Source organism: Gordonia sp. UBA7599, assembly GCA_002477755.1.
Lineage (GTDB): Bacteria > Actinomycetota > Actinomycetes > Mycobacteriales > Mycobacteriaceae > Gordonia.
Genome location: DLKD01000015.1, coordinates 1 through 11,333, shown reverse-complemented (window position 1 = coordinate 11,333; position 11,333 = coordinate 1). Strand labels below are relative to the sequence as shown.

Here is an 11,333-nt window from a genome sequence, read left to right as displayed (position 1 = left end):
AGAAGTTCCGCTTCCCGACGTTCCTCGGCGCGTTCAAGTACTACACCAGTTACACGCTGAAGACCTTCGACGGGAAGCGCTACCTGGAGCGCTTCGAGGACCGTGTCTGCATGGTGGCGCTGACGCTGGCCGACGGCGACGAGGTGCTCGCGCGCCAACTCGTCGACGAGATCATCTCCGGCCGGTTCCAGCCGGCCACGCCGACCTTCCTGAACTCGGGGAAGAAGCAGCGCGGCGAGCCGGTCAGCTGCTTCCTCCTGCGCATCGAGGACGACATGGAGTCCATCGGACGCTCCATCAATTCGGCGCTGCAGCTGTCCAAGCGCGGCGGCGGCGTGGCCCTGCTGCTGAGCAACATCCGCGAGCACGGTGCCCCGATCAAGAAGATCGAGAACCAGAGCAGCGGTGTCATCCCGATCATGAAGCTGCTGGAGGACTCGTTCTCCTACGCCAACCAGCTCGGTGCGCGCCAGGGTGCCGGTGCGGTGTACCTGCACGCGCACCACCCCGACATCTACCGCTTCCTCGACACCAAGCGGGAGAACGCCGACGAGAAGATCCGCATCAAGACGCTCTCGCTGGGCGTCGTGATCCCCGACATCACCTTCGAGCTGGCCAAGCGCAACGACGACATGTACCTCTTCAGCCCGTACGACGTGGAGCGGGTCTACGGCAAGCCGTTCGCTGACGTCAACGTCACCGAGACCTACCACGAGATGGTCGAGGACAAGCGCATCCGCAAGACGAAGATCAAGGCTCGCGAGTTCTTCCAGACCCTCGCAGAGCTGCAGTTCGAGTCGGGCTACCCGTACATCATGTTCGAGGACACGGTGAACCGTGCCAACCCGATCGAGGGCAAGATCACCCACTCCAACCTGTGCTCGGAGATCCTGCAGGTCTCCACGCCGTCGCGGTTCAACGAGGATCTCTCGTACTCGCACATCGGCAAGGACATCTCCTGCAACCTGGGGTCGCTCAACATCGCCAAGGCGATGGACTCGCCCGACCTCGGACAGACCATCGAGGTCGCGATCCGCGGCCTGTCCGCCGTCGCCGATCAAACGTCCATCGACTCGGTGCCGTCGATCAAGCTCGCCAACGAGCGCGGCCGCGCGATCGGCTTGGGGCAGATGAACCTGCACGGCTACCTCGCCCGTGAGCGAATCTTCTACGGCAGCGAAGAGGGCATCGACTTCACGAACATCTACTTCTATACGGTGCTCTTCCACGCGCTGCGTGCGTCGAACCGGATCGCCCGCGAGCGCGGCAGCGCCTTCGAGGGCTTCGAGAACAGCAAGTACGCCAGCGGCGAGTTCTTCGACAAGTACACCAACCAGGTGTGGGAGCCGGCGACGCAGAAGGTGCGCGACCTGTTCGGCGAGGCCGGCATCCACATCCCCAACCAGCAGGACTGGCGGGAGCTGAAGGACGCCGTCGCGCGCGACGGCATCTACAACCAGAACCTGCAGGCGGTGCCGCCGACCGGCTCGATCAGCTACATCAACCATTCGACAAGCTCGATCCACCCGGTGGCAGCGAAGATCGAGATCCGCAAAGAAGGCAAGATCGGCCGCGTCTACTACCCGGCGCCCTACATGACCAACGACAACCTGGAGTACTACCAGGACGCGTACGAGATCGGCTACGAGAAGGTCATCGACACGTATGCGGCCGCGACCCAGCACGTCGACCAGGGCCTGAGCTTGACGCTGTTCTTCAAGGACACCGCCACGACGCGCGATGTCAACAAGGCGCAGATCTACGCCTGGCGCAAGGGCATCAAGACGCTGTACTACATCCGCCTGCGCCAGATGGCGCTGGAGGGGACCGAGGTGGAGGGTTGCGTATCCTGCATGCTGTAGTTGTGTGATGCAACTATTGCGCGGTGCTACCGTCGTCGGGTGCTGAAACTGAACCCTGGAAGGGGCGCTGAGCCTCACAAGCTCTGATGGGCGGGATGCGCGTCCGCACGCCGGACGAGATCCGCCGAGACCGTCGTCGTCGAAGCCACTCCTGTTGGGGCCATCTCATCGTCGCGCCGCTCTGGGCGCAGCACGGTGCCAACCTCGGAACACTCCTGCGGACCTGCGACGCCGTCGGCGCCTGCATGGCGGTACCGCCGCACGACTGGGTGTCCGACGCACTGCGTCGCGGCAACACTGTCCCCGGTCGATCGTGTGTCCATCGCACCGGGAATCCGGCCCGCTGGATCGAGAACGAGCGACTCAAAGGCAGTCGGATCATCGGCGTCGAACTCATCGAGGGTGCCACGCGGCTCGCCGATCTGCCCGCCGCCTGTGGGCGGACCGTTGTCGTCCTCGGACACGAGCGTCACGGAATCGCATCCGATGTTCTCGACCTGCTCGACGAGGCCGTCGAGATCCCGATGGTCGGGCGCGGCGCGAGTCTCAACGTCGCGGTGGCCGGTTCGCTCGTGCTGTATCGACTCGCCGGCTTGCTGTAGGGGTCCCCGGTCGGCGTCAGTCTTCGGGCCGCAGCACGTCACGCAGCAGCGGCTCGACGTCGTCGAGGGCGCGCAGCATAACGTCGACCCGGGCGATCGGGTCGGGGGCGCAGAGGATCCGGTAGCGGTCCAGTTCTGGCAGTGGCAACGCGGTGGTCTTCCCGAACGTGTACTCGCTGGGCTCCGCGTCGGCGGGTGGGCCGATGTGTCCGGGGTGTGACTTGCCCTCGCGCCGGGCCGCATCGACGAACCAGTCCTCCACCGGCTCGAAACGTTCGGCGAAGCGGACCAGTGCGCGGTCCCACTCCTCGGGTGTGCCCGACGGACCGTCGGGCCACATCTCCACGTCGGCCAGCGGGTACGGGTCGTCGGGGAGCCAACGTGTGACGCGGAACCGATCGCTGCCGGTGCATGCGAGCTGGAACCGGCCGTCGGGAAGCTCCCGGTGGGCGAGGACCTGTGCGACGGTGCCCACGTCGCTGCGCTCGTCGTCGCCGCCCACCTCGCTGCCCCGCGTGATGAGCACTACGCCAAAACACCGGCCGCCGGCCAGGATGTCAGCGACCAGTGCCCGGTAGCGCGGCTCGAAGATGTTCAATTGCAGCGGCTCACCGGGCAGCAGGACGTGTTCGAGGGGGAACATCGGGAGCGTGGTCATATCTCCAGCATGCCTGTCGGTGTTCGGGAATGGCATCGTTGGGTGAAGACCAGTTTCGACCTTCCGGAAGACTTGATCAACGAGGTAAAGCGAGTCGCCGACACCCAGCGCCGGACGCCTTCAGCCCTGGTGACCGAGGGTCTAATCGCGGTTTTGGATCGATGCCGACGGCAGGAGCCGGTGTACCGACTCCCCGACGCGTCGGTCGACGGCGACGGCGTGGTGCCGGAGTTCGCCAGCGTGACATGGCAGGAGTTGCGGAGCGTGGCCTATTAGTCGCGGGGGTAGCGGTTCCGTGCCCTGTTGGCGCCCGAAGACACGCCGGACCCGACACGCCGAAAATCGACGAGACACACCATCTTGTGGTGCGCACCGCGATGGGCCGCTACGAGTAGTGTTGGCCGCATCCCGGCAACGGGGGCCCATTCTTCTTCGCGAGTAACCGAGGTGTCATGTCTGCGACCGCCCACAGCCCTGCCGATGGCGCACCGATCAAGCTGGTCAGCCGGGTCAGCGCCATCAACTGGAACCGCGTTCCCGACGAGAAGGACGCCGAGGTCTGGGACCGTCTGACCGGTAACTTCTGGCTGCCGGAGAAGGTGCCGGTCTCCAACGACATCCCGTCGTGGAACACCCTCACCGAATACGAGAAGCAACTCACGATGCGGGTCTTCACCGGCCTGACGCTGCTCGACACGATCCAGGGGACCGTCGGCGCCGTCTCGCTCATCCCCGACGCGACGACGCCGCACGAGGAGGCCGTCCTCACCAACATCGCGTTCATGGAGTCGGTGCACGCGAAGAGCTACAGCTCGATCTTCTCGACGCTGTGCTCGACCAAGGAGATCGACGAGGCGTTCCGCTGGTCGGAGGAGAACGACAACCTCCAGCGCAAGGCCAACATCGTGATGGAGTACTACCGCGGCGACGACCCCCTCAAGCGCAAGGTCGCCTCGACGCTGCTCGAGTCCTTCCTCTTCTACTCCGGCTTCTACCTGCCGATGTACTGGAGCAGCCGCGCCAAGCTCACCAACACCGCCGACCTGATCCGCCTGATCATCCGCGACGAGGCCGTGCACGGCTACTACATCGGCTACAAGTACCAGCGTGGCCTGGAGACCCAGAGTCCCGAGCGACGCGCCGAGCTCAAGGACTACACCTTCGAGTTGCTCTTCGACCTCTACGACAACGAGTCCGACTACACCGAGTCGCTCTACGACGAGGTGGGCTTGACCGAGGACGTCAAGAAGTTCCTGCGCTACAACGCCAACAAGGCGCTGATGAACCTCGGCTACGAGGCGATGTTCCCGCGCGATGAGACCGACGTGAACCCGGCGATCCTCTCCGCGCTGTCCCCGAACGCCGACGAGAACCACGACTTCTTCTCCGGCTCGGGCAGCAGCTACGTCATCGGCAAGGCCGTCAACACCGAAGACGAGGACTGGGACTTCTGATGGGTGTGCCTGCGGTTGCTTCGCTGAGCAAACTCGGCGACGTCGACGGCAGGGCCCGGCGCAAAGTACTGCCGCGCCGGTCGCTGGGGGACTGGAGCCCCTCCCTGCGCGAGCAGGATCCGATTGCCGCCCTCCGAGCGCAGGAGGGTATTCGCGATCCCGAGCTGCTGACCCTCCGCTACGGCCGGATGGGTGCCTCACCGTGGACCTATTACCGCGGTGCAGCAGCGGTCATGGCCGCCGACCTGGCGGTCACCCCGAATAGTGGCATCACCGTCCAGCTCTGCGGTGACGCCCATATCTTGAACTTCGGGCTGTGGAACACCCCCGAGCGGCGACTCGCGTTCGACCTGCGCGACTTCGACGAGACGCTGCCGGGGCCGTTCGAATGGGACCTGAAGCGCTACCTGGCCAGCATCGTCGTCCTCGCGCGCGAGAACGGGCTGCGCAACCGTGCCGCACGGGAGGCGGTGCGCTTGGGATATCGCGGGTACCGGCAATGGATCCGCAAGTACGCCGACTGGCCCGAATTAGACATCTGGTACGACGTCGTCGGTACGGACCGGTTCGCCAACTATGCGCAACGGGAGGACGACCAGACCACCGCCAGGCTCCTGGAGCGTGCCGACACGAGGACCAGTAGGGGCGCCTTCGACAAGTTGACCGCGGTCAAAGACGGGCGCCGTCGGATAGCGGAGAAGCCGCCGTACCGCACTCACAAACTGACTCAGCACGCCCCCGAACTTGAGGCTGCCATCCGCCGATACCTCGGCTCCCTGCCCGACCACGTGCAGCGCGTGCTCGGCCATTTCGACCTCGTCGACGTCGTCCAGCAGGTCGTCGGGGTCGGCAGCGTCGGGATGCGGGTGTTCCTGCTCCTGGCGGAGGAGCGCCGCACCGGTGATCCGCTCTTCATGCAGTTCAAACAGGCGGGACCGTCGGTATACGAACCGTTCCTTGGGCCCAGTCGATACCCCGAGCACGGGCAGCGCGTGGTCAACGGACAACGTCTTCTACAAAGTGCCTCCGACGCCTTCCTCGGGTGGACCGACTCGGCGGTCGGCGACGGCCACGCGTATTACGTCCGACAGTTCCGTGACGGCAAAGTCGTGCCCAACGGCGAGGAAATCGCGGGCAAGCTCGCCGCCTACGCCTTTGCGTGCGGACACGTGCTGGCCCGCGCCCACGCGCGCAGCGGCGATGTCGCTGCGATCAACGACTACCTCGGCAAGTCCGACCAGGTCGAGGATGCGTTCACGAGGTTCGCATTCGCCTACGACGACCAGACCGCCCGCGACCACGCGCAATTGGCCGAGGCGATCGAGGCTGGGCGTATCGCGGCGATTCCCGGCTGGCCGTGATCGCCGGCCGTCACGGCAACCCGGTGATCCGGTCGTAGAGGGCGGCGAGTCCGTCGGCCGCTTCGGCGACATCGCCGGGGATCACGCCGGTGGCCCGCAGGGCCGCACGCAGGAGCTTCGCGTCGAACTCGGTCAGCGCGTAGAAATCGGGGAGTAGCGGCGCTTCGGGTAGTGCTGTCTGATCGCCATAGAAGTCGGTCTCGATAAGCTCGGCTCCTGGTCTCGCTACGCTCCGCTCGTTCCTCGCGGACCACTCGACCGGGGTCTCGGTCGCATTCGCCAGCGCCAGCAGGTCGGTCAGGGGTGCGCCCATGACGTCCAGCAGCACGGCCGGGTCTCGGTCGACCATGGCCGCGACCTCGTATGCCGTCGCGAGTACGTGGATGCACAGGTCGTCGACCGGACAGGTGCATCCGGCCTTCGCATCGGCCGCCTCCGTCGGTGCCACCAACTCGCCCACGCCGGCGGGCTGCCCGCCGCGCGTGACCTCGGTCAACTCGGCCGCGCGGCCGTCGCGCTGCAACAGCCCGACGACGGTCGCGGCATCGACGGTGCGCAGATCGATCGTGACGTCGAACGGATCGAGCTGACTGCCCGAGACCGACGACGTGATCCGACCGGGCACGACGGTCAGCGCATGCACATGGCGGTCACGGAAATAGGCGCGGGCCTTGGCGGCGCGCCGGGCATCGGCGGGGGAGAACGCGCGCAGGAACGCCGTACCCCACGGCGTGATCCCGTACGACCGCACCGGCGCTCGGCTCCGACGGCCCGTTGATGCGCGGGCCATCACTCGCTCACCGCCTCGTCGCGCAGGGCGAGCAGGTCGAAGACCTCGTCGTCGCCAAGGTCGCTCAACCAGCTCTCACCTGCGCCGACGGTGAGAGCCGCCAGCTCGCGCTTGCCGGCGATCATCTCGTCGATCCGCTCCTCGAGCGTCCCGGTGCACATGAACTTGCGGACCTGTACGGGCCGCTCCTGCCCGATGCGGTGGGCCCGGTCGGTCGCCTGGTCTTCCACGGCCGGATTCCACCACCGGTCCACGTGCACGACCTGGTTCGCGGCGGTCAGGTTCAGTCCCGTGCCGCCGGCCTTGAGGGTCGCCAACAGCAGCGGCGGTCCGTCATCGGCCTGGAACGACGCGACGAGGCGGTCGCGCTCCGCGCGCGGCAGGCCGCCGTGCAACACCGGGATCGGCGCGCCCAACTGCTCCGACAACCATGGCGCGAGGAGGTGGGCGAACTCGGCGAACTGCGTGAACACCAGCATGCGGTCACCCTCGTCGACGGCCGTTGTCGCGAGGTCGGCGAGCAACTCGACCTTGCCCGAGCGGTGCGGACCGTCGGACCGACCGCGCCGCACGAGAGGCGACCCGTCGGCCAGGTAGTGCGCGGGATGGTTGCACACCTGCTTCAGACGGGTCAGTGCCGCCAGCACCGTCCGCCGGCGCAGCGCACGCTGCTGACGATCGGCCAGGGCGGTCATCAGGTCGTCGACGACGGCCCGATACAGCGACGCCTGCTCGACGGTGAGGTTGGCGCGCACCACGAGCTCGGTCTTGGCGGGCAGCCCCGCGACGATGTCGGGATCGGTCTTGGCGCGCCGCAGGATGAACGGTCGGGTCAACCCCCGCAGGCGCGCCGCGGCCACCGGGTCGCGGTCGCGCTCCACGGGTTCGGCGAACCGCGCCTTGAATGCCGACGGGGAGCCGAGCAGTCCCGGGTTCACCAGGTCGAGCACGGCGCGCAGGTCCTCCAGACGGTTCTCCACCGGCGTACCGGTCAACGCCAGCCGGTGATCGGCGTCGATGGCGCGCAAAGCTTTGGCCGCCGACGTCGCGACGTTCTTCACATGCTGCGCCTCGTCGACGACGATCCGGCCCCACGGTTGGTCCCCGATGCGCACCGACGCCAACAGGTCGCGGTCGCGGGAGGCGATTGTGAACGTCGTGAGCACCACGTCGGCGTCAACGACGGCGCGGTGGAAGTCGTTGCCGCGCAAGCGGTCCGGGCCGTGGTGCACGACGACGCGCAGGTGCGGGGCGAACCGGGCGAGCTCGGCCGACCAGTTGCCGACCAGTGACATCGGGCAGACGACCAGCGTCGGGTTGGGGTCGGCCCCGTCACGCTCATGGCCGTCTCGTTCATGACACAGCAGGGCGATGACCTGAACCGTCTTCCCCAGGCCCATGTCGTCGGCGAGCACGCCGCCCGTCCCGAGGCCGTCGAGAAACTGGAGCCACGCGACGCCCTGCTTCTGGTAGCTCCGGAGCTCGGCCCGGAGCCCCTTCGCGAGCTCCGCGTCGCCCTTCACCGCGAGCGCCTTCAAGCGGCTGCGGAACACCTCCACCGCGGGGTCTACCTCGCCGCCGATGCCCGCGTCGATCCAGCGCTCGACGCGCCCGAGCTGGTGCGCCGCGAGCTTCACGCGGGCGCCCTTCTGGCCCTTCGCGCGCTTGTCGGCCTTGTCCGGGAGCACCTCCGAGAGCTCGTCGACAAACACCGCCAGGGCGTCCTGAATCTCCGCCACCGAGCCGTCGTCGAGGGCCACCCAGCGGCGCTTGTTGCGCAGCGCCTCGCGCACGAGCTCGATGTCCGCGGCGAGCTCGCCGACGTCGAAGTTCACCTCGGTGTCGAGGAGGTTGCCCACGAGGGAGACGCGCACGCGGGCCTTCACCGGCGGGCGCACCACGACGCCCTTGAGGTTCTCGGCCACGAGGAGCGTGAGCGGGACGGTGTGCGCGTCGCGCAGCGAGGCGAGGCCCTTCGTCCAGAAGTCCACGGCCTCGCGCTCCACCACGGTGAAGGCGCGGAGCTCGGGATCCCAACGGAGCCCCGCGGCCTCCACGCGCGCCACTGCCATGCGCTCGCGCTCCCCGTCGCGCCGCACGTCCTGCTCGAACGGAACCTCCGTCAGCGGCCCCTCCGGGCCCAGCGCGAGCGTCCCGAAGTCGTAGCGCGCCTCCACCTTCGCCACGACGTCGAGGGGCTTGCCGTCGATGCGCACCGTCGCGTCGAGCGTCGCGCGCGGCGCCAGACCCATCTCCTCGGGCGGCGGCAGCCCCACCGCGTGGCCCCCGAGGGTGCGCTGGAGCCCGCGGTACACCTTCGCGGCCTGCCGCGCGGGGAGCTCTGCGGTCGGGCGCTGGTGGAGGTTCCACGCGACGTCGACGTCGACGCTGGGGGCGACGGGGTGGAAGGCCCTGCGCGACGGCACCCAGAGGTAGGGGTACGGGCCGGAGAAGAAGGCCGTCTCCCGCGCCGAGACGTCGAGCGCGCCGTCCTCCGTGGTCCAGCGGCCTTCCAAGGCGGGCACCTCCTCCAGCGCGACGTTGGCGTCGGTGACGTCCGCCCCGGAGATGCGCACCGACAGGAGCCCCCGCGGGAGCTTCGTACGCACCACGCGCACCGACACCGGGGCGTCGTCGAAGCGCACGGGCTCGCTCCCCTTCTCGCCCAGGAGCACCGTGCGGCGCGACGCGTGGAGCAGTTGCAGGGCCATCGACGCGGGCACCGCCTCCAGCGCGACGCCCTTGCGCGAGCGGGAGAGCGGCTGCCCCAGCGTGAAGACGCGGCGCTCCAGGGGCGGCAGCCGACGCACGCGCAGCATGCGCGGGTCGAAGAGGCCGCCGACGGGGTGCTCCTGGAGGCGCAGCTCCAGCGTCGGGAGGGTGTACGCCTCGTAGGCCGACGCGCCGCTCACGCGCCCGTCGAACACGGCGAGGCGCATGTCCCAGCGCCCCTCGCGATTGGGCGTCGGCAGGTGCTGAAACCACTGCTCGCCGAAGCTCGACGCCAGGAGCTCCTCGCGCGCCTCGCCCCGCAGCTTCGCCGTCTCGAAGAGCCGCGACGCGGCGGCGCGCTCGTCCCGCGCGAGCGCACGAAGCGTCGGATCGATGGTGAGGTCGGTGAGCATCGCGATGACGTGCCCGCACTGCGTCGACCACATCCCGCAGCTGCAGGTGGTGAAGAGCCGCGCGATGTTCTGGGCGTCGCGTCGGTAGGAGACCCGCGGCTGCCACACGCCGAATGTGGACGTGCGGCGGCCACGCCAGAGGCCGAGGTCGCGCACGTTGGCGTCCTGCATGACGGCCGCCACCGCGTCGCTCTCCACGAGCTGCGGGGGCTTCGCGTAGCGGTAGTTGTGCCCCAGCGCGGTGAGCACCGCGGGGCTCCCGAAGGAGGACGTGAGCGTCTCCATCGAGAGGAAGTCGAGCCACGATTCCGTGTTCGCAGATGCCATCCCAGACCCCTACGCCCCCTTCACCGGAACGATCCACCGCAGCAGCCACCAGTCGATCTCGTGCTGGCGGCTCGTGGGCAGCGCCTTCGTGCGCGTGATGGCATCGCCCTCGATCTGCAGCCGCGCCCGCTGGAACATCCTCGCCGCGTGGTCGAACTGCTTCTTCACTTCGACGCCGAGCGCGCGCGACAGGTCGGAGCCCGCGCTGAGGTCGCCCTTGCGCAGCGCCTTCGGTCGCACCAGTTGCGCGGGCATCTCGGCGCGCGCGGTGTGCTCCCACTGCTCGACGCGCACGCCCACCCAGAGCTGGCAGCGCTTGGGGTCGAGGGCGCCGTCCGATACGCCCGCGAGGGCGCAGTCGACGTCCCAGCGTCCGTCGACGTGGGCCTCCAGCGCGAGCTCGTAGCGCTGGCGGTCGGGCTCGTGGCGCTTGTGCCGCGGGGCCGCCTCGGCGAGGGCCGTCTACACGGCGTCGACGGGCGCATCGGGCTCCAGGCCGAGGCCGCCGTGAAAGCCCGCGAGCACCTCCGCGGCGGCGGCCTGCGTCACCGGGAGGCCCACCATGATGCGCGTAAACACCTCGTAGATCATCGGGTAACCGGGGGCGGAGCTTCACCGCGATGCCCTCCCGCGGCAAGGGCTTGCGGATGAGATGGCGCTCATGGTCTACCGGTCGGAGAGCGATGGTCCCCTTCCTTTCCGTTCCCAACGTGCTCGACGCGGTGGTGGTGCGCGGCGCGCTGGCCTCGGCGCTGGCCACCCCCGACCTCGTCATCGAGATTCCCCACGGCGCCACCCGCACCGTCGATTTCACGAGCGTCGAGGCGCTGCTCCGGAGCCCCCTGCCCGACGCCCTCATCGACTTCTTCTACGTCAACACCGACGCCGGCGCCCCGGAGCTCGCCGAGGCCATCGCGCGGCGCTTCGTGACGCAGCACCCCGCCCGCAGCGTGGCCGTGCTGCGCTGCCGAATCCCCCGCACCTTCATCGACTGCAACCGCGTCATCGACGCCGACCCCGCGGCCTTCCGCGAGGGCAAGGTGACCCCCGGGCTCATGCCCTGGATCACCGACCCCGACGACCGCGCCCTGCTCCAGGAGCGCTATGCGCGCTACGCGGCGGCGGCGCGCAGGGTGATCGCGGCGATCTCCGCG

At 68.4% G+C, this 11,333-nt stretch carries 10 protein-coding genes; 6 read left to right on the top strand and 4 right to left on the bottom strand.

Annotation, left to right across the window (positions count from 1 at the left end; translation table 11 throughout):
* Together nrdE and B4L26_RS02010 are read left to right on the top strand one after the other, a co-directional pair.
* A partial coding sequence (nrdE, locus tag B4L26_RS02015; RefSeq protein ID WP_290715222.1) for a class 1b ribonucleoside-diphosphate reductase subunit alpha occupies positions 1–1,862 on the top strand: 1,862 nt, incomplete at its 5' end.
* An 86-nt stretch (positions 1,863–1,948) separates the two neighbouring features.
* The gene (locus B4L26_RS02010) at positions 1,949–2,464 is read left to right on the top strand and encodes a TrmH family RNA methyltransferase (RefSeq protein WP_409563419.1); all 516 of its coding nucleotides are present in this window, start codon (positions 1,949–1,951) and stop codon (positions 2,462–2,464) included.
* A gap of 16 nt (positions 2,465–2,480) precedes the next feature.
* Here B4L26_RS02010 and B4L26_RS02005 read toward each other — a convergent pair whose 3' ends face one another.
* The gene (locus B4L26_RS02005; protein WP_290715217.1) at positions 2,481–3,122 is read right to left on the bottom strand and encodes an LON peptidase substrate-binding domain-containing protein; all 642 of its coding nucleotides are present in this window, start codon (positions 3,120–3,122) and stop codon (positions 2,481–2,483) included.
* 9 nt (positions 3,123–3,131) lie between these two features.
* Between B4L26_RS02005 and B4L26_RS02000 the strand changes: the two genes are divergently transcribed.
* From B4L26_RS02000 to B4L26_RS01990, 3 genes are all read left to right on the top strand, one after another.
* Positions 3,132–3,398 carry a hypothetical protein gene (locus tag B4L26_RS02000; protein WP_290715214.1) on the top strand — a complete coding sequence of 89 codons (267 nt, stop codon included), beginning with the start codon at positions 3,132–3,134 and terminating at the stop codon, positions 3,396–3,398.
* A 176-nt stretch (positions 3,399–3,574) separates the two neighbouring features.
* Positions 3,575–4,576 (top strand): class 1b ribonucleoside-diphosphate reductase subunit beta, encoded by a 1,002-nt coding sequence (gene nrdF / locus B4L26_RS01995; protein WP_290715211.1) that lies wholly within the window; start codon positions 3,575–3,577, stop codon positions 4,574–4,576.
* Positions 4,576–5,937 (top strand): DUF2252 domain-containing protein, encoded by a 1,362-nt coding sequence (locus B4L26_RS01990; protein WP_290715209.1) that lies wholly within the window; start codon positions 4,576–4,578, stop codon positions 5,935–5,937. The genes nrdF and B4L26_RS01990 overlap by 1 nt, the downstream gene beginning before the upstream one ends.
* A gap of 10 nt (positions 5,938–5,947) precedes the next feature.
* Here B4L26_RS01990 and B4L26_RS01985 read toward each other — a convergent pair whose 3' ends face one another.
* Genes B4L26_RS01985 through B4L26_RS01975 form a run of 3 tightly spaced genes read right to left on the bottom strand, consistent with a single transcriptional unit; the run spans position 5,948 to position 10,479 of the window.
* Complete coding sequence (locus B4L26_RS01985; protein ID WP_324548489.1) at positions 5,948–6,688, bottom strand: hypothetical protein; 741 nt, start codon at positions 6,686–6,688, stop codon at positions 5,948–5,950.
* Positions 6,689–6,726: 38 nt separating this feature from the next.
* A complete protein-coding gene (locus B4L26_RS01980; protein ID WP_290715204.1) occupies positions 6,727–10,179 on the bottom strand; it encodes a DEAD/DEAH box helicase in 3,453 nt (1,150 codons plus the stop codon).
* Positions 10,180–10,188: 9 nt separating this feature from the next.
* Complete coding sequence (locus B4L26_RS01975; protein WP_290715202.1) at positions 10,189–10,479, bottom strand: hypothetical protein; 291 nt, start codon at positions 10,477–10,479, stop codon at positions 10,189–10,191.
* 383 nt (positions 10,480–10,862) lie between these two features.
* On the opposite strand from B4L26_RS01975, the gene B4L26_RS01970 reads away from it, so the two are divergent.
* The coding region (locus B4L26_RS01970) for a hypothetical protein (protein WP_290715200.1) at positions 10,863–11,333 on the top strand (471 nt) is incomplete at its 3' end.

Bases quoted from the DNA above. Each gene is read 5' to 3' on its own strand.
- B4L26_RS02010 (WP_409563419.1), top strand. From the start codon at position 1,949: ATGGGCGGGATGCGCGTCCGCACGCCGGACGAGATCCGCCGAGACCGT.
- B4L26_RS02005 (WP_290715217.1), bottom strand. From the start codon at position 3,122: ATGACCACGCTCCCGATGTTCCCCCTCGAACACGTCCTGCTGCCCGGT.
- B4L26_RS02000 (WP_290715214.1), top strand. From the start codon at position 3,132: ATGCCTGTCGGTGTTCGGGAATGGCATCGTTGGGTGAAGACCAGTTTC.
- nrdF (WP_290715211.1), top strand. From the start codon at position 3,575: ATGTCTGCGACCGCCCACAGCCCTGCCGATGGCGCACCGATCAAGCTG.
- B4L26_RS01990 (WP_290715209.1), top strand. From the start codon at position 4,576: ATGGGTGTGCCTGCGGTTGCTTCGCTGAGCAAACTCGGCGACGTCGAC.
- B4L26_RS01980 (WP_290715204.1), bottom strand. From the start codon at position 10,179: ATGGCATCTGCGAACACGGAATCGTGGCTCGACTTCCTCTCGATGGAG.